The 23,908-nt window shown below is 42.1% G+C and carries 18 protein-coding genes; 13 read left to right on the plus strand and 5 right to left on the minus strand.

All coding sequences use genetic code 11. From position 1 onward, the window contains the following. Positions 1-3 precede the first annotated feature (3 nt). The 6 genes from HUN01_RS08775 (at position 4) to recG (ending at position 7,326) form a co-directional block, all read left to right on the plus strand. Positions 4-918, plus strand: a complete 915-nt coding sequence (locus HUN01_RS08775; protein WP_181930942.1) for a helix-turn-helix domain-containing protein — start codon at positions 4-6, stop codon at positions 916-918. A gap of 464 nt (positions 919-1,382) precedes the next feature. Further along, entirely contained in the window at positions 1,383-1,550 is a 168-nt protein-coding gene (locus HUN01_RS08780; RefSeq protein WP_181930943.1) for a hypothetical protein, read from the plus strand. Between the two features lie 213 nt (positions 1,551-1,763). Next, complete coding sequence (rpsB, locus tag HUN01_RS08785) at positions 1,764-2,558, plus strand: 30S ribosomal protein S2 (protein ID WP_069072917.1); 795 nt, start codon at positions 1,764-1,766, stop codon at positions 2,556-2,558. A gap of 207 nt (positions 2,559-2,765) precedes the next feature. Next, positions 2,766-3,710, plus strand: coding sequence for a translation elongation factor Ts (gene tsf / locus HUN01_RS08790; RefSeq protein WP_181930944.1), 945 nt, complete (start codon positions 2,766-2,768; stop codon positions 3,708-3,710). 205 nt (positions 3,711-3,915) lie between these two features. Further along, the gene (locus HUN01_RS08795) at positions 3,916-4,731 is read left to right on the plus strand and encodes a hypothetical protein (RefSeq protein ID WP_181930945.1); all 816 of its coding nucleotides are present in this window, start codon (positions 3,916-3,918) and stop codon (positions 4,729-4,731) included. A gap of 81 nt (positions 4,732-4,812) precedes the next feature. After that, positions 4,813-7,326, plus strand: coding sequence for an ATP-dependent DNA helicase RecG (gene recG / locus HUN01_RS08800; protein WP_181930946.1), 2,514 nt, complete (start codon positions 4,813-4,815; stop codon positions 7,324-7,326). Positions 7,327-7,887: 561 nt separating this feature from the next. Here the strand turns inward: recG and HUN01_RS08805 are convergent. The 3 genes from HUN01_RS08805 to HUN01_RS08815 all read right to left on the minus strand — a co-directional run bounded on the left by HUN01_RS08805 (position 7,888) and on the right by HUN01_RS08815 (position 11,364). Next, positions 7,888-9,690 (minus strand): SUMF1/EgtB/PvdO family nonheme iron enzyme, encoded by a 1,803-nt coding sequence (locus tag HUN01_RS08805; RefSeq protein ID WP_181930947.1) that lies wholly within the window; start codon positions 9,688-9,690, stop codon positions 7,888-7,890. Position 9,691: 1 nt separating this feature from the next. Beyond that, positions 9,692-10,087: a Pepco domain-containing protein gene (locus HUN01_RS08810; RefSeq protein ID WP_181930948.1), complete on the minus strand. Its 396-nt coding sequence runs from the start codon at positions 10,085-10,087 to the stop codon at positions 9,692-9,694. Positions 10,088-10,410: 323 nt separating this feature from the next. Continuing rightward, the gene (locus HUN01_RS08815; protein WP_181930949.1) at positions 10,411-11,364 is read right to left on the minus strand and encodes a glycosyltransferase family 2 protein; all 954 of its coding nucleotides are present in this window, start codon (positions 11,362-11,364) and stop codon (positions 10,411-10,413) included. A 738-nt stretch (positions 11,365-12,102) separates the two neighbouring features. Here HUN01_RS08815 and HUN01_RS08820 point away from each other — a divergent pair. Then, the gene (locus tag HUN01_RS08820; RefSeq protein WP_181930950.1) at positions 12,103-14,265 is read left to right on the plus strand and encodes a PhoX family protein; all 2,163 of its coding nucleotides are present in this window, start codon (positions 12,103-12,105) and stop codon (positions 14,263-14,265) included. Positions 14,266-14,615: 350 nt separating this feature from the next. Here the strand turns inward: HUN01_RS08820 and HUN01_RS08825 are convergent, their stop codons facing one another. Then, a complete protein-coding gene (locus HUN01_RS08825) occupies positions 14,616-15,164 on the minus strand; it encodes a PEP-CTERM sorting domain-containing protein (RefSeq protein ID WP_181930951.1) in 549 nt (182 codons plus the stop codon). Positions 15,165-15,929: 765 nt separating this feature from the next. Between HUN01_RS08825 and HUN01_RS08830 the strand changes: the two genes are divergently transcribed. The 6 genes from HUN01_RS08830 (at position 15,930) to HUN01_RS08855 (ending at position 22,744) form a co-directional block, all read left to right on the plus strand. Continuing rightward, entirely contained in the window at positions 15,930-17,036 is a 1,107-nt protein-coding gene (locus HUN01_RS08830) for an IS630 family transposase (protein WP_181929500.1), read from the plus strand. Between the two features lie 48 nt (positions 17,037-17,084). Continuing rightward, positions 17,085-18,059 (plus strand): cation diffusion facilitator family transporter, encoded by a 975-nt coding sequence (locus tag HUN01_RS08835; protein ID WP_181930952.1) that lies wholly within the window; start codon positions 17,085-17,087, stop codon positions 18,057-18,059. A gap of 59 nt (positions 18,060-18,118) precedes the next feature. Continuing rightward, positions 18,119-18,424, plus strand: coding sequence for a hypothetical protein (locus HUN01_RS08840; RefSeq protein WP_238846095.1), 306 nt, complete (start codon positions 18,119-18,121; stop codon positions 18,422-18,424). Positions 18,425-18,463: 39 nt separating this feature from the next. Beyond that, entirely contained in the window at positions 18,464-20,473 is a 2,010-nt protein-coding gene (locus HUN01_RS08845) for an alkaline phosphatase (RefSeq protein ID WP_181930953.1), read from the plus strand. Positions 20,474-20,600: 127 nt separating this feature from the next. Continuing rightward, complete coding sequence (locus HUN01_RS08850) at positions 20,601-21,116, plus strand: PEP-CTERM sorting domain-containing protein (RefSeq protein WP_181930954.1); 516 nt, start codon at positions 20,601-20,603, stop codon at positions 21,114-21,116. A 425-nt stretch (positions 21,117-21,541) separates the two neighbouring features. Next, a complete protein-coding gene (locus HUN01_RS08855) occupies positions 21,542-22,744 on the plus strand; it encodes an argininosuccinate synthase (protein ID WP_181930955.1) in 1,203 nt (400 codons plus the stop codon). A gap of 62 nt (positions 22,745-22,806) precedes the next feature. Here the strand turns inward: HUN01_RS08855 and HUN01_RS08860 are convergent, their stop codons facing one another. Continuing rightward, the gene (locus HUN01_RS08860; RefSeq protein ID WP_181930956.1) at positions 22,807-23,436 is read right to left on the minus strand and encodes a DedA family protein; all 630 of its coding nucleotides are present in this window, start codon (positions 23,434-23,436) and stop codon (positions 22,807-22,809) included. Positions 23,437-23,908 lie beyond the last annotated feature (472 nt).

Raw genomic sequence — 23,908 nt, forward strand, 5'->3', positions numbered from 1 at the left:
CCCATGAATCTGCTAAAAGAGTTTTTATTCAATCCCCCAGAATGTAAAATTCCTCTTGATCAGCCCCCACTAGAAGCTCTACCGCAGTGGGGACACTGGCTAGAAACACCAGAGTTGATGGTAGCAATCATTCCGCCAGGACATTTAGAAGTCAATATTCGCTCACCACTTAACCTGGTGGTAACAAGTTTTGGGGAAACTCGTGGGATTGCTGCCTTCAATGCTGATCGACTGCAACCTTACCAAGCACTACCAGGAGGTTTTGATATTGTGCCTCAAGACAGTACTTATACTTCGGTGGAAGATGCTTCTTGTTTTGTGGTGTTTGGATATTCCCAATCTTTTCTAGAGCGGATAGTCAAAGTGGAAGCAGAGGGACAGAAAATTGAATTACAGCCAGGGCAAATTCCCAAGACTCATTGGGGCTTGAGTGCTGCGATCGCTATGCAAGAGTTTTTTTATAATGGACAAATTGGTGGTGCATTTTACTTAGAATCGGTTGCAACGGCGGTGTTAGCACAGATTATTCACCGACGTTCAAATCTATCTGGACGGCTCAAACGTCCACCAGAGTTTTTAGACCCAAATTTGTTAAAGTCTGCCTTGGAATACATTAGAGCGCATCTATCCGAGGAACTTAACCTGAACCAGATTGCTGCTACGGTAGGATTCAGCCCCTACCATTTCGCACGAGCATTTAAGGTAACAACTGGACTATCGCCTTATCAATATGTCCTCCGGTGTCGGCTGGAACTTGCCCAACAACTCTTACAAAACCAAAAGCGATCGCTAGCACAGGTAGCCGCAGAAGCGGGATTTGGCAACCAAAGTCACATGACATCTGTGTTTCAACGAATGCTACGCACAACTCCCAAGCGTTATCAGCAAGAAATGAGTAGTATTTTAGACCATAAATAAAACCTTATGTGTAGTTTTCTGCAAGACGATCTGAAAAACTTTATCCTCTCTGGGTTTGAAAACTTGCTATATCTGAATTTTTCACAACAGAAAATCAAGCCTTTCAAGATCATCTTGCAGGTTTTTGGTTATATCTCAACCCAATGCCAAGTAAACAATTTGTTACCTGCATCTTTGCTATATTTATTACCTTAGAGAGAATACAATAGATGAATCTCTAGCGCGTTTCAACCTAGTAAGTCTCAACAATACTGATTTAATTGATCAGACTGTTTTATACAGTCATTCGCAAGCAACACTGAATCAAAGGATAAATAAACCGCCAGCCTTTTAAGCACCCAGAGACGCTAAGAGACAAAAAAATACATCTAAGACAGGTTAGCGTTTTATTTCCTACTTCTACTAGAAAGTCCAAGACCAATGTAAAGTCAAGAATTTACCTTTAAATACTGAGGTATCAAATTATGCAAGAAATTGAAAGATTTTTTGGCAACTTGTTCAGTGGTATAATCAACCGCTTTAAGTATTCTGCGATGGACGCTGCTGATCGGAAAATGAGAGAAACTATCGACGAGCAGGTAGAACAACGGCGGCAAAAACCCAAACCCAAAGATCAAGAAGATCGCGAGTAGATAGGTATTTTGGGCTTAATACAACATAGCGCTTCCCAATTGTTGAGTGGGTAGCGCTATTTTTTCGCCCTCACTCGGTCAAGCAACTACAACTCTTCCAAATATGCTAACCTAGTATGGTTAACTAATCTCGCACATCTAAGAATTCGGGTGTTTCCCAGTTGGGAAATGCACTTGGATGGAGGTTTAACCCGAATCGGAGTTAAAAAATATATGCCAGTAGTTTCATTGGCTCAAATGATGGAGTCAGGGGTTCACTTTGGGCATCAGACCCGGCGTTGGAACCCAAAAATGTCTCCTTACATTTATACTTCCCGCAATGGTGTGCATATTATCGACTTGGTGCAAACTGCCCAGTTGATGGATAATGCTTACAACTACATGCGATCGCACGCAGAACAAGGGAAGAAGTTTCTTTTCGTTGGCACTAAACGCCAAGCAGCTGGAATTATTGCCCAAGAAGCCAGCCGTTGTGGTTCCCACTACATTAACCAACGCTGGTTGGGTGGAATGTTGACCAACTGGGCAACCATCAAAACACGGGTAGACCGTCTGAAAGATTTAGAACGCCGTGAGGAAACTGGCGCACTAGATCTATTACCCAAAAAAGAAGCATCAATGCTACGTCGGGAAATGACGAAGCTTCAGAAATACTTGGGCGGCATTAAAACAATGCGGAAAGTACCCGATATCGTGGTGATTGTAGACCAACGGCGGGAATATAACGCAGTTCAAGAATGCCAAAAGCTGAATATTCCTATTGTGTCCATGTTGGATACAAACTGTGACCCAGATGTAGTAGATATCCCCATCCCGGCAAACGACGATGCTATCAGGTCAATCAAGCTGATAGTTGGAAAATTGGCAGATGCCATTTATGAAGGTCGTCACGGTCAGCTGGATGCTGAAGAGTATGACGAAGATTACGACGGTGGTGAGTATGACGACGACTACGAAGAAACCGAATATACTGACGCGGTAATTCCCGACGAGGAAACAGAGGAATAGTCCTGAGTGAAGAGTGCTGAGTGCTGAGTAAGATAGAAAGACTCAGCAAATTGGATAGTGCTGAGTCTTGATTTTTGAAGTTGTGATTTGTCAATGAAGAATAAAATTGATAACTGAACACTCAAAACTCAGCACTCAAAACTCAGCACTCAGTACTAAATTAGGTGAGTGATTACAACTCGAGGTCAAGTTAGGAATTGAGGCAACATGGCGGAAATATCTGCAAAACTCGTCCAAGAGCTACGCCAAAAAACTGGTGCTGGCATGATGGACTGCAAAAAGGCGCTGAAAGAGACTGATGGCAACATAGAAGAAGCCATAGACTGGCTACGGAAAAAGGGCATCGCTTCGGCGGGGAAGAAAAGCGATCGCATTGCGGCAGAAGGTCTAATAGACACTTACATTCAGCCCGGAGGTCGAGTGGGTGTACTCATAGAAGTTAACTGCCAAACTGACTTTGTTGCTCGTAATGAGGCTTTTAAAGCTTTAGTTAAGAACCTAGCAAAGCAAGCAGCGACCGCTGATAGTGTCGAGTCTTTGTTGGCTCAACATTATATTGAAAATGAAAGCGTGACTGTAGAAGAATTTATCAAGCAAACCATTGCCACCCTTGGTGAAAATATCCAAGTGCGTCGCTTTGTCAACTTTCCCTTAGCAGAGGGCACGCAAGGTGTAGTAGACAGCTACATTCACACTGGCGGTCGAGTTGGTGTGTTGGTAGAACTCGGTTCCCAAACGGAGTCCGTGGCCTCTAACTCAGAGTTCCAAGCCTTGGCACGAAACGCTGCAATGCAAGTTGCGGCTTGCCCAAATGTCGAGTATGTCAGCGTAGACCAAATCCCTACCGAAATTGCTCAAAAAGAAAAAGACATTGAAATGGGCAAGGATGATTTGGCGAACAAGCCAGATAATATCAAAGAAAAGATTGTTCAGGGACGGATTGAAAAACGCCTAAAAGAATTGGCTTTGCTCGATCAACCTTACATTCGCGACCAGAGTATTTCCGTGGAAGACTTGGTAAAGCAAGTGAAGGCGCAGGTAGGCGAAGAAATTCAAGTGACCCGCTTTGTCCGCTATATACTGGGCGAAGGCATTGAAAAGCAAGAAATGAGCTTTGCTGATGAAGTCGCTGCACAAATTGGCAGCAAGTAATATTAGTCATTAGTCTTTACCAAGGACTAATGACTAATGACTCTTTAAAATACAGGTCAAGCAAATAGGCTGACCTGTATTTTATTTAGTAAAGACGCGAAATATCGCATTTAATTTAAAATCTAAAATTCTCTGGAAAGTTATCCTAAAATAAATTTGTACATTTGTACTATGTAATGGTTCAGATGGGCAAGAACGAAAAGATATGGCAAGAGCAATCGAGCGAATTGAACGGGATATTGCAACACTGAAAGAAGCGATTCGGGCGATCGCAGTAGAACTACAAACCGCCTATGCTAGTTATCTAGCCACTTTGGGACTAGCTGTACGAAAACAGTTGATTCTCGCGAGTTACCACCTCTGTACCCAAGGGTATCCCGAAAACTTTTTGCATTTGTCATTGAATCAGCGGCAACAATTGCAACAAGCCATCCGCAGCTTGGGTCAACTGACAGCTGAACAATTGCTCACTTATATTAAAAGTGAAGAAGCAGTGGGAGATGAGGGAGATGTGGGAGATGAGGGAGATGAACAAAATTCCTCCTTGTCCCCCTTGTCTCCAGATACCTCGAATCCTATAGAACTGGCAAAATGGCAACAGAACTTAGAAGAGGTTACACAAGAAATACTGAAAAAAATTTCCCATGATGCTAATCTTTTATTACAAAAAGCCGGGGTATTACCCAAAAAATTACCAGAACCGATTTTAGCAGCAGCGGCAGCCGCTGCATCAGAAGCATCAGCGGAGGTAATGCCAGGGCCACCCAACTTATTAAACTTAGTAATTGAAATTGAAAATGAGCAGCAGTCAGAAGATTCTGGTCTGACACAAATTATGGCTATTAACCTGCGGCTAGGGGAAATTGAATTTGCTGATGTGACACTCTCCTCTGAGCGCAGGCAAATCCGCAGTATTTTAGTTCAGCTAAACAAGCTCGGACGAGAGTATCAAAAGAAACATAGAGAAATGGCGATCGCTGAAGCGGAAGCTGCATGGCGTGCTAGTTGGTTTGAGGATTAGTCATTTGTCCTTTGTCCTTTGTCCAGAGTCAAATGACCAATGACCAATGACTAATGACCAATGACTAATGACTAATGACCAATGACTAATGAAAAACCAGATTGGATACGATTGCATAAAGCCTTGGCAATAGAAGCCGAACGTGGCTTTACAGACTTGGTAGGCAAACAATACCGCTTCAGTGAATTTCTGAGCCTAACTTTGGGTAAATTCCCAACAGGCTTGCCCCAAACTGAACGCCGCCGTTGGCAAGGATTAGCGGTGCAATTTGCTAGTTATCCACATCTAGCACTGGAAGAAAGACAACATTTAGTAGCAGAGACTCGTAGATATCTTTCCCAACTACAGCAAGAGGAGCAGGGGGAGCAGGGGGAGCAGGGGAAGCAAGGGAGCAGGGGAGCAGGGGAGCAAGGGAAAACTTATAAATCCAAAATCCAAGTTGCGCGCGACCCAAAATCTAAAATCATCTCTGAGGTGAGTCGGAGGCTTGCGCCGAACATTGAGCAAAAACTCAGTGATTTACCAGAAATAGGCTTCAAAAAAGCTGATAATTTGGCACGGCTTGGTTTACATACCGTCCGCGACTTGCTTTTTTATTATCCTCGTGACCACATTGATTACGCGCGTCAGGTGAATATCCGCGAGTTACAGGCGGGTGAGACGGTAACAATAGTCGCTACAGTGAAACGTTGCAACTGTTTTACTAGCCCTAAAAATCAGAAATTATCAATTTTAGAACTCGTAGTCAAAGATAACAGCGGTCAAATCAAAATTGGTCGTTTTTACGCAGGTACACGCTTTAGCAGTCGCGCTTGGCAAGAAAGTTTAAAACGCCGTTATGCAGTAGGTAGTATTCTGGCGGCGTGTGGCTTGGTGAAAGAAAGTAAATATGGCTTAACACTGGATAATCCAGAAATAGAAGTTTTGGCAAATCCAGGAGATTCGATTGAGTCGCTGAATATTGGGCGAGTAGTGCCAATTTATGGACTAACTGAAGGCGTGGTGGCGAATACAGTGCGACAGGCGGTAATTGCTGCTTTGCCTGCTGCGGCTAACCTGAAAGACCCTTTGCCAAGTGGTTTACGGCAGAAATATGGTTTGATGGAATTGAAAGATGCGATCGCTAATATCCATTTTCCCAGTGATAGTGACGCTTTAAAAGTTGCCCGTCGTCGCCTAGTCTTTGACGAATTTTTCTACCTACAACTTGGGTTACTGCAACGTCAGCAGCAAGCAAGAGCGATTCAAACCAGCGCCATCCTGGTTCCACGCGGTCAACTTGTAGAAAAATTCCACGAAATACTGCCTTTTCAACTCACTGGCGCACAGCAACGAGTTCTCAATGATATTCTCAACGACTTGCAAAAACCTGTACCAATGAATCGTTTAGTGCAAGGTGATGTCGGTTCTGGAAAAACTGTTGTCGCTGTGCTAGCTATCCTCGCAGCAATTCAATCTGGCTACCAAGCGGCGCTGATGGCTCCCACAGAAGTTTTGGCAGAACAACATTATCGCAAGTTAGTTGGTTGGTTTAACCTCTTGCATTTACCAGTGGAATTACTGACAGGTTCCACTAAAACTGCTAAACGAAGACAAATACATTCTCAGTTAAGCACTGGTGAATTACCTCTGTTAGTGGGAACCCATGCCTTGATTCAAGACCCTGTAAACTTTCAGCAATTGGGTTTAGTGGTAATTGATGAACAGCATCGCTTCGGGGTAGAACAACGGGCACGTTTGCAGCAAAAAGGCGAACAACCCCATGTGTTAACTATGACAGCAACCCCGATTCCCCGAACCTTAGCACTGACGATACACGGGGATTTGGATGTAAGCCAAATTGATGAGTTACCACCGGGACGACAAAAGATTCAAACAACAGTGCTATCAGGTCAGCAACGCAACCATGCTTACGACCTCATCCGCCGAGAAATTGTCCAAGGTAGACAGGTTTATGTGGTTTTGCCCTTGGTAGAAGAGTCAGAAAAATTAGATTTGCGATCGGCCACTGATGAGCATCAAAAGCTACAAGAAAGCGTTTTTCCCGATTTTCAAGTGGGGTTGCTGCACGGTCGCATGAGTTCAGCCGATAAGGATGAAGCGATTACTAAATTCCGCGATAACCAAACACAGGTTTTAGTTTCTACTACCGTTGTTGAGGTAGGAGTCGACGTACCTAACGCTACAGTGATGCTCATTGAAAATGCGGAGCGATTTGGCTTATCACAACTGCACCAACTACGGGGGCGTGTCGGTCGTGGCGCGGCTCAGTCCTATTGTTTGTTGATGAGTAGTTCCAGAAGTCCTGATGCTCAACAACGATTGAAGGTGTTGGAACAATCTCAGGATGGTTTTTTCATTTCCGAGATGGATATGCGTTTTCGTGGCCCAGGGCAAGTACTGGGAACTCGTCAATCTGGAGTGCCAGATTTTACCCTAGCGAGTTTGGTTGAGGATGAGGAAGTTTTACTTTTAGCACGGCAAGCAGCGGAAAAAATAATCGAGATGGATGCAACTTTAGAGCGCTGGTATTTGATGAAACAAGAGTTGAAGTATCGGTATGAGCGGTTGATGGGTGGTGCGATTTTGACTTAATATCTTAGAGGATGTTTGAAAAGTGTGGGGCTAATACAATTTGCTACTACATGAACGCACCTCTGCCCCCTCCATGCTAGCCCTTTGCTTTAAAATGAAGCTCAACATCAGCGTTAGGTATTGTGATGGTTCATTAGTGTCAACTGAAGCTAAAACCCTTTTCAAATCTCGTTTTCAGCCTCTGGCTGGAAATGCACTTCAATTGCGGCTCTGCCGCCAGTAAGGGAGGCGGCAGCCCCAACAACGAGCATTCCCAGTCTCCGACTGGGAACGAGGCAATCTAAAAGCTATTTATAGATTTGCTTTGACGTTAAGTTAACACCAATGGTGATGGGTAATGTTGGGTTTCGTTCTTCAGCCCAACCTAAGAATTATTTTTTCAAAAAGTTGGAAATCTTGCAAAATTAATTGAGTCGAACAACTGTTCGGTTTTGCAACCTACTAAGCTATCCGACTCGGTTTTATATTCGGAGGTTGTCGCTTTCCTCGCTGGTTCAGGTCTGGACTCCCTGATGTACGCTCTATAAATTCCCACTTACCGACTCTGACTTTGGGGAGTACTCACGCCAGAGCCACCGCCACCACGCGAAAACCAACAGCGTTGCCACGATGCGGGCGCGCGAAGCAATCGCGATAGGCAGAACGGCAAGTCCAGGCAGTGTAGATCCAACTACCGCTACGCAGCAGCTTTGCGTTATTATCGCTACCAACTAACCACGGTTTACCATCTGTTGGTGCGTCTATGTAATTACCATTATACACATCTTCACACCATTCATATACATTACCATGCATATCGTATAAACCGAAAGAATTAGGCGGAAATTTTCCTACATCTATTGTTTGTTGACGATATTCGCCCTTTGGTGCAGAGCCGTAAGGATATTTACCATTGTAGTTAACTAAATCTGTGGTAATCGTTTCACCAAAATAAAACGGTGTAGTTGTTCCCGCGCGGCAAGCATATTCCCATTCCGCTTCACTGGGTAGCCTGTAGGTTTTTCCTATCTTCTGACTCAACTTTTCACAAAACTCTACTGCCTCATCCCAAGTAACTTGTTCTACAGGTCGTTTCTCACCTTTGAACCTAGAAGGATTACTGCCCATAATGGCTTGATACTGTGCCTGGGTAACTGCATATTTACCCATGAAGAACTTAGGAACTGTTACTTGATGCAGTGGACTTTCATTATCTCGTCGTTCCGCTTCTCCTTCCGGCGAACCCATCGTAAAGGTTCCCCCTGGTATCTGCACCATTTCGAGGGTGACACCATTTCCTAAATTTTCTTCAAAATATTTCGCTTCCTGATTACGGCGGTTGCTGATATTACCTTGTGCATCTACCGTAACTACTTCAAATTGAAAGGTTTTTAAAGGATTTTTTTCAACTATAGATATTCCCTTAGTGGAATTTTCAATAATAGGACGAATTTGTGGTGAAGATGGTTCTTGACGTTCCCACCGCAATCTTTCAATTCTTTGAATTGCTTTGATTGCAACCGTATCTTGCCCTGAAGCCGCAGCTAATACCCGAATCCATAATTGCTCTGCTAAATCTAAATTCCTGTCGGCTTCCGCTTGGTAAGCATCATTTTTCAGCGTGGCGATATCTGCTAGAGTTGCATATCGTGGCACAAGTATTAGGTGGGATTTATCCACAGGTTCAGCAATAACATAAGGCGTTTGTTTTGTATTTTTATGCTGGCGAACCAGTTCAGGCACACGAAACTTGAGATACTGATCCAATCGTTCAACAGTAGCGCATTTACCTTGAATTCCTAACCCTTCTAGTAATGCAGTAGTAAAAGCACCTTGTTGTAAAGCCTCAATTTCATAAGAATACTGCTGTGGACTACAGGAAAATATGCTGATAACTCCTTGTTGACGTGCTTCTTCTGCCGTTTGTCGCCCAATTCCTTCGCCAGCACGAGTACCTAGACTACGACAAGCATCCAGAATCAAGACAACATTATCAGCGCCGCAGCGACGTAGGCGTTCAGCAATGAAGTTAATCGGAATTGCCGTTTCTTCAATGTCTGCTGGATTGCCATCACAGGGCATGAGATAATCACGGTCAGCGTGTCTTATCCCATGACCACTGAAGAAGAACCAAAAGTTATCCCCTGCTTCCATGAAGGGTTTGTTGAATAATTCCAGGAAGACTTGACGCAAATTTGCCCGATTTGGGCGAGTTGATTTTCCGCCAACATTCGGAGAGTCATCGGAAAAGAAGAATATCCGCTCAAATCCTGCCTCATTGCCCAGAAACTCTTGCATTAACAGTGCATCCCGCTTGGCATAGTTTAGCGGTTGCAGATAATCATACTGGTTAATTCCGATCGCGATCGCCCAATTTTTTGCCATCTCACCCTGGTTCTTGGCGCTTGAACTTCAGCTTAATCGCTCCTTTACTCCCAGCTTTGACACCACTGCCAATTAATTTAACTTCCCCATCTGCACTAATTTCTACCGATAGCTCAATTTCATCTAGCTGCATCTTGGAGTTGACTTTTGCTTGCTGTTCGGCTTGACTAAATAAACTTCCCACGAGTTTGAGAAAGTGAGTCATATTTTGCTCTAATGTTTGAGCACTAACCTTAACGGCATCTCCTACCCCTTTGCTACCAGTGCTTTCCCTGATAGTTTCCTCTCCCCAACTGCGTGTATTAGTACTCCCGCCTTTAGCACCGTCAGGAATCGATATTTGCGGCACTTCATCGGTAACAATCCAAATGCCGTCGTCTTGGGGTATTTCTGACATATTACTTTAAATATTTAGATTAAATTGTCCCACAAATATAGATACAACGGTAGAGACAGCGATTCCGATTCCTAAGAAATTTTACTGAGCATTTTGGACATTGCACTCAAATTATCTCAGATTGGGTGCGATGTCTACGACGGGCTTTGCCTACGCTTTCTCTAAGTAGTCCAATCAAAAATCTGAATATCTGTAATCCAGTCTTAAAGGATGTTTGAAAAGTCATGATTGATGTATCAAATATTTTTTACCCCACCCTAACCCTTTTCAAACAACCTCTTAGTGGGACTTCAATAAAAATTATGTCTAAATGAAGCCCAAACTCACGATGCTTGCTGCATTTGAGCATAGGCTTCATAAACACCCTTCACGTTGTACCAGTTGAGGAAAATTCGAGCAATTTCTAAAGCTAATTGCGGTTTACCTAAATTAATTAGCCATTGCAACAACGGAGCCATTGTCCGTTCATTTAACGCACCATTAAGTGACAAAATTCCCCAAAGTAAGCGATGCAGCCAAGTCATTTGAATCATCATTCTTACTTCCCATGTGGGATGTTTTTGATAAAATAAAACTCCCATGCGTCCGCGTTGAATTTCTTGGTCAATCAATCGGGGAATTTGCTCTAAGTTAAATGCTGGATGCCAGTGATAGCCGACGGCTTCTGGACATTTAATTAGTGTCAAACCTAATTTTTTCAGCCGCACACCTAATTCTAAATCTTCCCAGCCATAGAGTTGAAAGGTGGTATCAAAAAGTCCGGCATTCTCTAACCAATACTTAGGAATCGCTACATTTCCCGTAGCAAAAAAGGCTGCTGAAAAATCTGTGACTTTGTAGGGTTCAGCCGTTGGATTGTTGAAATTGCAAGTATTAATAACTGCACCGTAAGTGAAAAAGCGATCGCTCCCTAATTTCTCTTTCCCCTCCACTAGCGCGTTACCATGAGCTTGCAGGAAATTCTTCAGCACCACTAAATCACTATCAATAAAGATAATTGTGTCTCCCAGTGCCTGTTCTACTCCCAAATTCCGGGCCGCAGCTGGGCCAGCATGATCTTGTTGAAACCAGCGCACATGAGGAAACTCCTCTTTGTGTGCAGCCAACCACTCCAATGTGCCATCAGTAGAACCATCATCTACCAAAACAATCTCGTAATCAGTAACCGAACTTGGCTTACTCAACTCCTGCACCTCTAAGGCGCGGAGGCACTTTTCTAAAATCGGTTGGCGATTATAAGTCGGTATCACAACGCTGAAAAACACAGTCTCACCCACAACACTATTTATCCATCTCCAGGATAGGACAGATGGGGCGCTGACACTGTTCCTTAGCTGATTTGAGTTAAGGAAATAGCAAGGGGCTGATAATTTTTAGTTAATCAACATATAATCTCAGCTTAATTATTATGAACTAAGCTAACCAATCAATTAATTATATTTATTCATAAAAACCAAGTAATTCAGAGTTAATTAGTCATTGGTCGCTAGATTTTGGTACATATCCCGTCCATTATGGGCGGAAAAACTTTGTCTTTCATCGGACTAATTTAAACCATGTTGAAGAGTGCGTGTGGTATGTCGGAGGATGTTTTAAACGTCCTCTGCGAAAAATTATCGCGGCAAATTTGTTTCACCTGACATCTTGCACTATTTTTAATAACTCTATTTTCGTAGCTTGACGATTATTGATCACAAAATCGTGATTTTTTAGTGAAAAATATGTTTTTCATCAAAAAAAGTTGTTGATAAATTTAAATTAATCAATATATAACCTGACGTTAATACTTAGTACTTAAGTTAAAGAAAACATGATTATTTTAGTCTGCGTAAGCAGTATCAGCCAGTCTTGATTTGTTATTCACTGCTATTTATTGGCTGTTAAAAATGTGTCAAATCTCAATAAATATCTAGGTAATTGATGTAAGTATGTAGAGTTTTTCTTTACCAAATTACTCATCTTATTGAGAGATGAACTGAATAGCAATCTCGTAAGCCTTAAATGGAGAACAAAGAATGAAAGGACGCTTTCACCCTAAAAACAATTTGACCCTCAACCCATCCGGTAACGAGTCAATTCGTGATGTGATTGACCGCGTTAGTTTGAGTCGGCGGCGGTTCATCATGACGGCTGTGGGTACATCAGTGCTAACTGTTCTGGGTGATGTTTCCATCGGTGGCTTTCTTCAAAGTGTTGATGCAGCGCCGATTCCCAAGGGAACTGGATTTGCTGGCATAGGCTTCAAGAGCATTCCACCGAATCTACTCAACCCAGCTACAGGATTTCTGGAAAAGGATCTTGTCAGTGTTCCTGAAGGTTATACAGCTAAAGTGCTGATTGCTTGGGGAGATCCGATCGCACCTGGTGGCCCAACTTGGCTACCAGATGCCTCCCAAGATGCCGCTGCTCAAGAAAAGCAGTTTGGTATGCACAATGATGGGATGCACTACTTCCCTTTACAGCCAGGGAATGTTGTTGGTCGGACAGTAAGTTCACAAGCAAGATCATTAAGAGGCTTTTTAAATCAGCCCATCAATACTGGTCTGCTGTGCGTCAACCATGAGTACACCCAGGAATCAATTTTGCATCCCGATGGTTTGGATGTAGTCACAATTGCCAAGGTACGGAAGTCTCAGGCTGCTCATGGCGTGTCTGTTGTAGAAATTTCCAAAAACGGCAATGAGTGGACTTTTAATCGCAATTCGTCTTATGGTCGCCGCATTACCGGCAACACCGAGATGCGAGTATCGGGGCCTGCGGCTGGCAATGCATTGTTGAAGTCGAAAAAGTTTAACATTACGCCAACTGGTTCTGTTGACACTGGCACACTCAACGATGGCTATACCGCTTATGGCACACTCAACAACTGCGCCAACGGCTACACACCTTGGGGCACTTACTTGACCTGTGAGGAGAACTGGAACGGCTACTTTGCTAACCCTACAGGGGATGTAGCTGCAATTCCAGGCATCGAAAAGTCTGATATCCTGGCAGGACAGAATCGCTACGGCGTTTCAACATCATCTAGCTATCGCTGGCCGGAAGTTGATCCACGCTTCGATGCCAGCACCAACCCACTCGAACCCCATTTATTCGGCTGGGTAGTTGAGATTGATCCCTACAATCCGCAAAGCAAACCAGTCAAGCGTACTGCCCTTGGTCGGTTCAAGCACGAGAGCGCTCAAGTTGTTGTTGACGACAATAACCGTGTTGCTTTCTATCAGGGTGATGACGAGCGCAACGAATATATCTACAAGTTCGTTTGTGCCCAACCTTTAAATCCCGGAAATCCTGCTGCTAACCGCGATTTGCTCGACAACGGTGTTCTGTACGTTGCTAAATTCAATGACAACGGTACTGGTAAGTGGATTCCTTTGATCTATGGTCAGAATGGTTTGACACCAGAGAATGGTTTCAGAAGCCAAGCGGAAGTACTCATTAAAACAAGACAAGCTGGTGATAGAGTCGGTGCAACCATGATGGATCGCCCAGAATGGGTAGCTGTACGTCCTCGGATTGGTGGATATAAAGAGATTGAAGTCTATTGCACACTGACTAATAATACTCGTCGTGGCACAACTCCAGTTTCCTCCAACCAGCCAGATGGCACAACAGCAGCAGGCGGTGCGCGTCCTGCCGTAAATGCTTCCAACCCACGTCCTGACAACCGTTACGGTCATATCATTCGCTGGCGCGAAGATGGACGCAGCGTTACAGCAACTACCTTCAAATGGGATATTTTCTTTGAAGCTGGCGACAAAACCAGACCTGAACCAAATCTTCAGGGCAACATTAAAGGTGACGACTTAAGTTCACCAGATGGTCTATGGTTTGACGACTTTGGCCGCCTCTGGGTTCAGACTGACCATGCAGGCGATGGTCGCGGTGACTTGACAAACATTGGTAGCAACACTATGTCATGTGCTGACCCCAACACCAAACAAGTTAGACGCTTCCTAACAAGCCCTACAGATTGTGAGGTAACTGGTGTGATCACTACACCCGATGGCAAAGCGATGTTTGTTAACATCCAGCACCCAGGTGATGGTGGGACTACCTCGAATCCCACGTTAGTGAGCAATTGGCCTAACAGTCAAGGTTATGGCCCATCAGGTCGCCCACGTTCATCAACGGTAGTAATTACTCGTAATGACGGTGGTGTTATTGGTGGTCTATAAAGACGATAGGAATAAATGGCACTAAGAAAAGCCTAAAGGCTTGTGTCATCTCGTTCCCAGCCTGGAGGCTGGGAATGTATCTAAAAGAGGCTCTGCCTCTTGTCAAGCTACTGGAGGCGGAGCCTCACAGAATGGGTTTCCAGCCTCCAGGCTGGGAACCATTCAGAGCAAGGGCTGTATCTTAAATAGTTTTAAATCACCTTAATTCTTGACCCTAAACACGGGCAAGGATTAAGGTGATTTACTTACAGGGAATGTATTCCAAGAGGGCTGCTTCCTCTGGTCAAGCCATTGGAGGCCGAGCCTCCAATAATGGTTTCCCAGTTTTTAGGCTGGGAAACAGTCAAGTATTAACCCACAAATTTTGTTGCTCTCTTCTTACGTTGCATCCACAATCCCATAACAGTAGCAATAGCTGTACCACCAACAGCTAACGGTTCGGGTACTTTAGTGTAGCTTACAGTACCTACTTGTGTTGTATTTACTGATTGATCAATCAGATAAAAGTTGTTTCCTCCGACATCTGGAGTATTTGGATCACTTCCGATCACAAACTGGTCTGCAACAAAATAGCTTAGTCCTAGAACTTCGCCATTGTTAAAGCTGGCTATAGGAAAACTGTCGAAATCAATATCATCTGCTTCTGTATAGTTAGTACCTAAGTAGTTGAATGCAACTGCTAATCCATTCTCAACTCCCAATGTCTCAAGACCTGTATTGGTTAAGGTCGAGTCATCGTATTGAAAAGAGCCGAAATACTGACCGGGATTGTCGCCAGATGTGGCATTCACAGTGAAACCGTAATTAACCAAGGCAGCTTGCACCGGTTTAGCACCCATAGCAGCAATAGACATGGCAGCTGCAACGGTCGCGATACCAAGATTTTTAGCTAATTTCATCAGAATATACTCCAGAGTTAAAAAATCAATAGTCCTGTAATTTCACTTACATAAGCTTTTAACCACTGCGTACAGGTTAAGAAATATCAAACAAAAGATTATTATCGTAAAATCTTTAAGATTGTCAGAGATATATAAATTTACTGTGAAGTGATAATTCTACTTATCCACTCAATATAAAAAGGTTTCAAGCCCCTGACTTTAGTCAGTCTTTGTCATTCCAAAAATTTTTCTCGTCAAATTCTCATAAAATCCGATGAAAATAATTCACCAAATTTGATTGATAGTCAGTGAATATGAAAATTGTAAGCTCATAATCTTCAAATATTTTTGAAAATTAGTGAAAAGGATTATTATTATCAATATATATTTAGATAACGTATCTTCGCGCATCAAAAAGGTGTTTATTACTTGTATCAGTAGAAGCTAAAAAGATAATGGTTATCATCATCTACTCTGCTTGAAAAGATGATTGTAAGTTTTGACTACAAATAAAGTTATTGTGCAATCAGCAAGAAATTACTAATAGGATATTTGCTGCTTGCTGTTCTTGAAACTGCACGGATCATTCTGCTTTAATTTACAACTTTTAACACAAGCATTACCATTTCTTAAATTAAGTAAGATAACTTTTTCATAGATTCATATTTTTTCTGGTATTCACATATTTGTGAGTTTAAACGTCATACTAATTGAGCGAATAAGCTGTTACGCAGCTAGATTGTATAATATTAGATTAAGTAATTAATTTAGTATCAGCCATCTATGCCAGCAAAAAATCATCTTTCCCAAGAGCAGAAGGAAAGGCTACTAAAAACGCTAAAAGAGCATGAAAATCCCTACGTAAGAGAAAAGATTCTGATTTTATTATTAATGAATGATGGAAAAACTTATCAAGAGATTAGTAAGTTTTTAGATATTGCATATCCAACAGTAGCATATTGGGCAGTTCACGGCGATCCAGATAACCTAGAAAGTTTTTTAGATGGAAGAAGAGAAGGGAACTTCCGCAAAGTTACCAAAGAATATGAGGATTTATTATTAGAAATAATTGAAAAAGAGCCACTAGAGTATGGGTATGAATTTGGTCGTTGGACAGCAGCAAGACTAGCTACATACCTCGAAAAGATAACAGGAATTAAGTTAAGTGGTTCACAAGTTGGGAGAATATTAGAGCGAAAAAAGTACGTTTACCTTTGGGCAAAATACAGCCTAGAGGACAAACAGAATCCTGAAATGCGTAAGGCATTTAAAGAAAAATTGTCAGAATACTTAAGAATAACAAAGGAAGCCCCAGAGCGTTTACAGGTATGGTTTTGGGATGAGAGTGGATTTAGTTTAAGAGTGATAAGAAGAAAAAACTGGGGTAAGAAAGGTACAAGGAAACAAATCACAGGTCAAAGAAGAAGAGGAAGAGTAAATATTATGGGAGGGTTACGTTATCACGACAAGAAGAGAATGAATTTTGTGATTAAAAAAGGAAATGCCGATGTATTTTATGAGCAGCTTCAATCTTTGAATAATTTTCTATTGCAAGAATGGATAGAGCAAGGAAATAGAATTGAGACTTTCAATAAATGTTCTGCGAAAATAGTGATTATCTTAGATAATGCCAGCTTCCATAAAAGAAAAGATATTTTAGTTCGTATCAAGGCAGAAATGCCAAATATTATCCTGGAATTTCTACCACCTTATAGTCCAGATTATAATTTGATTGAATTGGTTTGGCATTCAGCAAAAGAATATATAGCTCATAGATTGTTCGAGTCAGTATCACAGCTAGAAGAGTTGTTAAATAAATTGTTAAATGAAGGAGGTCTTATTATTAAATGGGAACGCAAAATTAAAAATAAAGGTAATGCTGTTTATTAAATTTAGCTGCGTAACAGCTTACTATACTGTAAAAAGGTTTTTTTAGTAATGCTTTCACTTCAATGGTGTGGATGTGAAGATGATTCGGTAAAAATATTTAATAATCAGCAAAAAGCCAAAGTTTTGTGGATAACAGTAGGTTTACTTGCTGTTTTTTTTATTGCTGAGTGGAGTGTGGGCTTATGGAGTAAAAGTTTATCATTACAAGCGGATGCAGGGCATATTCTATCGGATATTACAGCCTTGGCAATATCGCTACTTGCTAGTTTTTTAGCACAGCAACCAGCTAAGAAAAAAGCAACCTTTGGAAATCAGCGGATCGAAGTTTTAGCAGCTTTGTTGAATGGATTAGGTTTACTTGCGATCGCAACTTTTATCATACAGGAAGCAATTCAACGCTGGCAACATCCAGCAACAATTTTGGGCTTACCAATGTTAGGGATTGCCGTCTTAGGTTTAATCGTCAATTTGCTCAATATTACTTTGCTTCATCCCCACACTCACAACGATTTAAATCTGCGCGGAGCTTTGCTTCATGTCATTGCTGATACTGCTAGTTCTGTTGGCGTAATTATAGCTGCTTTAGCAGTTCATCTTTGGGATTGGTGGTGGGCAGATGTTGCTATTAGTTTAGTAGTTGCAACTTTTACGGGTCTAAGTGCTTTCCCTTTAGTACAAGAAAGTTTAAAGATTTTTTTGGAGTATGCACCGGAATCAATCGACCCTGTTGAGGTGGAAATATCTCTCCAATCTTTTCCTGGTGTTGTGCAAGTAGAAAAACTCCACATCTGGACACTTAGCTTAAATAAGGTAATGCTTTGTGCCAATTTGACAGTTGAATGTACAACTATCCAAGAACGCGATCGCTTACTCAATAAGTTGGAAAATCACATCCGAAAAACTTTTCAAATTGCTGAGATAACTTTGCAGCTAACCAGCTATAAAAATCCTTCAATACTACCAAAACATCCTTTATTTAATCAAGATTTAGTTTTAATGTTGTCTGCTAACAAAACACATTAGAACCAGAATATATTCTCTCAATTTTATACCGAAATTAATTAAATTAACCTTTAGAAATAATGCTTATTGACATTCATTTTAATTGTCAAAGCATAGCGATCGGCTATTTACTAGGAGGTTTCCTGATGATGAGTTTCATTCAACAATCCCCAATGATTTCATTACTTAAACAGTACAAGCGCACCTTGGCTTGGTTCATGTCTGGTCTGGTTTTGGCAGTTTTATTGTTTTTAGGAACATCAAATCAACAACCAGCAACCGCCTCTAATCCAAGTTATGCCGCAGCCCCTAATCAGGTAGATGTGACTGCAACATACTCAGACTTTGGTGCTAGTCATCTAGAACCAAATTTTTATCAGTATTAACGGCTAACACTTGCTCAATTAACTTTAAGGCACACTGCAATGATTTCATTTTTGCAAAAGTACAAGCGATTTCTAGCCTTAACTATGGCTGGCTTGCTCTGTACTGCTCTGCTGATATTTGGTAATTCTGTTTTTCAGCCCACCCTGGCTGCTGGTAATGGAGTTAACGTAATTATCATGATTGGCGATGGTATGGGTTGGGAGATGGCACGAGCCGCAGCCGTCGCCAAAGGTGCGCCTTTTTACACTAGTGGTAAAGGCTCTGGTCTTAGTTTCCAAAAGCTAACTGGATATGGATTGGTAACTACTTACGGCACAACAATTCAGGGAAATACACCAGCCAATCCAACAGATCAGCCTCATCTAACAGGTAACTCTGCTCTAGATAACTCTAATCCACTCACAGGTGCAAGTCCTGTTCGTCCCAACTTCTCATTCCAGCCGACTCCTTTTAATCCTGGTAATAGAGTTGATGGCAATAGTTTAGCGAGTGGAAATCTGGCGGGTTATGACATCAGTAAAGGTGGCCCTCTTCCTTGGGTTCCTCTGACCCCTGCAAATCCTGGTACTTATGACAAAGATTACATTAAGTACAGTTATCCTGACTCTGCTAATACCGCTACAACTCTTTACACGGGAGTAAAGAGCTTCAACAACGCGATGGGGGTAGACATTTACGAGAAGAGATTGAAAACTATCCTGGAAATTGCTAAGGAAAATAGTAAGTCTACAGGCTTGGTAACTTCTGTACCTATTAGCCACGCAACGCCTGGTGCTGCTGCTTCTTTCGTAAATCGTCGTAGCAAATACGATAGTGTTTACGACCCTAGCAAGAGTAACCAAGACAGCATTTTGCAACAGACATTGCTGAACTTTCAGCCTAATGTGTTGTTGGGTGGCGGTCATCCTAAAGACCTTGAAAATAGAGATATTGCAAGTACTGCTGATGGCGTCTTGAAATATACGTACATTACAGAAGACACTTACCAACATTTGAAGAATAACCCTACGTCAAATCGTTACGGTTATACCTTTTTGGAACGTGGCCCAAATGCAACTGCGACACTGCTAAACACGGCTGCTAAAATCGACCCAAATAAGGGAGAGAAATTATTTGGTCTGTATGGTGCCCGTGGACAAAACGGCAACCTTCCTGCTAGTTCTTCTAAGGGAGATTACAGCTTAACAGGCCTAGACACCTTCACCCTCTATAGCTCTGTTGTTAGAGGCGGTGGAACTCCAGCAACCTGCCCATCCGGTAAGATAATTACTGGTACTGCTGGGGATTGTGTTCCTGTCATCGATGCAGCTGGTAATCCCATCGCTCCTAATGCTCCTGCACCCGATACTGTTCGTCCTTTGGCTCCTGGTGAAACCGACGCTAGCTTTATCACTAAAGAAATTAACGAAAATCCAACTTTGGCTGATCTGACCAAAGCAGCTTTAACCGTTTTAGGTAAAGACAAAGATGGCTTCTGGCTGATGGTTGAGGGAGGTGATGTAGACTGGGCTGCTCATGACAACAACATGGATAACCTGATTGGTACCATGAATGATTTTGATAAGTCAGTTCAGGAGGTCATTACTTGGGTAGAAAATCATGGTGGTTGGAGTAAGAATCTACTACTAGTTACTGCTGACCATGATCACTATCTAACTTTGAATAATGACTTTGCCTCTAAATTGACTCCTAATCCTGACCCAAATAAGGCTAAAGGCTTGAAGTATAACGCCAAGGACATCACTTTCGTCAAGCACAATCCTACTGATGCTGGTCATTTCTGGGGGTCTGATCCAAATTACAAATATCTTTGGGGTAGCCATAGCCGTCGGGTTGTACCTGTTTACTATCAGGGCGCTTACGCATCAGCTCTGACGCGATCGCTAGGACAAGGCTTCCAGATTACAGATAGCTCTGGTACTTACACTGTACCTGGTGTTCGGGGTGTGGTTGACCAAAGTCATATCTTCCAGGCTATGAAAACTGCGATGGGCGTTGGCAAAGCCTCTCGGAGAGAAGCCCCGCCTTCGGCGATCGCAAGTCCGTGAATTAAATACACCGCTTCACTAAACACTAACTGAAAAACTTTGTGTTGCAGAGATGTGATAACACACATCTCTGTTTCACAAAACTATTGCGGTATTTTTGCTCCAGTTCTTTTATCAAGGAAAAAAAATGACTGACTCCATCTTCCAGAAGTTAGCAGCTGCAACGGTAAGAACTGCTTTGATTTTTTCGTTAGGCGAGGCTATCCCCGCCCAAGCAGCAGCCCTAACTTATAATTTTTCTAATGACGATAAAACTCTCATAGGCACTTTTTCATTCGACCAAGCAGCAGCAGCAGACGATCAAGAAGTAACGATCGCCGAAGGTTTAAAGATTTCTGCTACCTTTGGTGGACAGTTATACACTGAAGCTGATGATCCTTTAGCCTCAGTTTTCACCGATTTTTCGGGAACAATTTTGAACGAAGCGGGGTTAGGGTTGTATTTTACACCTGGCACTTTTAACGTCTTCCGCGAAAGTTTTATCAATTTGAATGATTCAACTGACGCAGGTGTTCAGACCGTTACTTACACAAGCACTAGCGTTCCAGAACCAAGTTTGATGCTTGGATTGTCTGTGTTCGGGTTGGGTTTATTCTTGGGTAAAAAGACAGTATCTTCTAAACCATCAAGCACAAAAGCTTAAACCAGATTATCAAGAATCAACTTCTGTTAGGTGATTGATTTGCATCTATCTAAAACAGGGTGGGATTATCCACCCTGTAGATTTTTAATATTTATTTAGTCTGGTGAAAACTGATACAAAGCCATATAAAAAAAGTTTTATCTAGAAACGATCACAATCTTATTTAATTTATCGAAACATAATTCAGGAGTCAGGAGCCAGAATTCTGTTGGGTATTTTTAACTTCATAGTGGATGAATCCACTGATTCATTCTGACTCCTGAATTCTGACTCCTGAATTCTTCTTCAAGAAAATTGCAAGGCTCAGATTCCCGACTTTTCTAAGAAGTCGGGATTTTTATTATTCAGTTGCATGAAGAAAATATACATGGATTAGTTTAGATATAATAATGACTCATTCTTTGTTGTCCTAAGTGGAGAAATTAATGGGTCGCGCCAAAAAGGTTGTCCTGGCATATTCTGGTGGAGTGGATACTTCTGTTTGCATCCCTTACCTCAAGCAGGAGTGGGGTGTGGAAGAGGTGATTACCCTAGCAGCAGATTTAGGTCAGGGAGATGAATTAGAGCCAGTTCGAGAAAAAGCTCTGAAATCGGGTGCAAGTGAATCACTTGTGGCGGATGTCAAAGACAGCTTCGTTAAAGATTACGCCTTTGGAGCGATTCAAGCCAATGCCCTCTATGAAAATCGTTATCCTCTCGGAACCGCTCTTGCTCGTCCACTGATTGCTAAGATATTAGTAGAAACAGCTGAAAAATATGGTGCTGATGCGATCGCTCACGGTTGCACCGGTAAAGGTAACGATCAGGTTCGCTTTGATGTCTCTGTAACTGCGCTCAACCCCAACATAAAGATTCTCGCACCAGCTAGAGAATGGGGAATGAGCCGTGAGGAAACGATCGCTTATGGTGAGAAGTTTGGTATCCCCTCACCAGTCAAAAAATCTTCTCCCTACAGTATTGATAAGAATTTGCTCGGTCGTAGCATTGAAGCTGGTTTACTCGAAGATCCTTCATTTGAGCCACCAGAAGAAATTTATGAGATGACCAAAGCGATCGCTGATACTCCGAACCAGCCAGAGTACATCGAAATTGGTTTCCACCGTGGTATTCCCACAACCATCAACGGTATAGCTAAAAAGCCAGTTGAACTAATTGAAGAACTCAATCAGGTGATAGGAAATCACGGTATCGGCCGGATTGATATGATTGAAAACCGTCTGGTAGGTATTAAATCGCGGGAAATCTACGAATCTCCCGCGATGTTGGTGCTAATTCAAGCACATAGGGATTTAGAAAGCTTGACTTTGACGGCAGATGTCACCCATTACAAGCGTGGGATTGAAGAAACTTACAGCCAAATCGTTTATAACGGTTTGTGGTATAGTCCGCTAAAAGTTGCACTAGATGCCTTTATTCAAAAGACACAAGAGCGAGTCTCTGGAACTGTGCGAGTGAAGTTGTTCAAGGGCAACTCTACAATAGTTGGGCGTTCGAGCGATAATTCCCTCTATACTCCTGATTTGGCAACTTACGGAGCCGAAGACCAATTTGACCACAAAGCCGCTGAAGGCTTTATCTATGTTTGGGGACTACCAACTCGCATTTGGTCACAGCAAGTTAGAGGTTAGGAAGATAAGGGGGATGAGAAGACAAGGAAAAATTTTCTCCCTCATCTCCCCACTTCGACTATTTACTCTTCTGCTGCACCCTTGACTTGACGAGATTCGAGCCACAGGGGCACAACAATTAAAGCAGTGAGGATCAGTAAAGCTGCGATCGCAAATTGACCCACCCAAGCAACCAATTGTTCTAGGGAGACAATTTTGCCAGCAAAGAAAGCTAATGTCACCATCAAACTAGCCCAAGCAACTGCTCCTAAAAAGTTGTATAAAAAGAATTTTCCAAAGGGCATTTCAGCTATACCAGCTAGTGGTGCAGCAAAAACTCGTAATAATGCCAGAAAACGTCCAAAAAATACCGCCTTAGCAGCATTTTGACTAAATTGATCTTTAATCGTCAGTAATCGCACTTCCGAAATCCGAAAAATGCTACCAACTTTTACCAGGAAAGGCCAACCGCTAACCCTACCAATCCAATAGCCACAAGTACCACCAATGACAGCACCCATGATTGCGTCACCGAGAACCAGCCAGAAATTTAGTTCATCGCTGCCAGCTAGAAACCCACCCACTAAGGTTACGGTTTCACCAGGAAGGGGAATGCCTAAATTTTCTAGCAAAATTCCCAAAAAAATTGCCCAATACCCGTAACTGTGAGCAACTTCCTGGATATTTTCTAGGGAAATCACCTCTAAAGACATTCCGCACCGCCGTCTTTACAAATTTTTACTTTTACTATATCTTTGCTTGTTTTTGGGTGGGGTGTCAATCAAACTAATACATAGAGTCATTAAGTCATTAGTGTAATTCTGAATAATCCATAGCTTCTAATCTATGGTAGCGATTAATTATTGACTATTAACTATACATTTTTTCGAATTTGATACCACAAGTTAATATTTATTACGAAGAAAATAAAAAATTTATAGAAAGTTTATAAAAATCCATTTAAATTGTGAAAATCTTGTAAAAGATACGGTTGATACCGAAATTGTTAGGCGCTTATGCCTATATTGATGAAAGTTATCACAAATTATACGGCATGAATACTGAAATAGTCTCTCTCAACTGTATGGCTGAAATGGCCCAAATATCTGGGTAAAACAGTCATTTTGCCGTTGAAAGAGAATACGTATTGATGTCTTTTTTCAATTTTTTGTCAAGTGTTCCAAT

The organism is Nostoc edaphicum CCNP1411, from assembly GCF_014023275.1.
GTDB classification, from domain to species: Bacteria; Cyanobacteriota; Cyanobacteriia; order Cyanobacteriales; family Nostocaceae; genus Nostoc; species Nostoc edaphicum_A.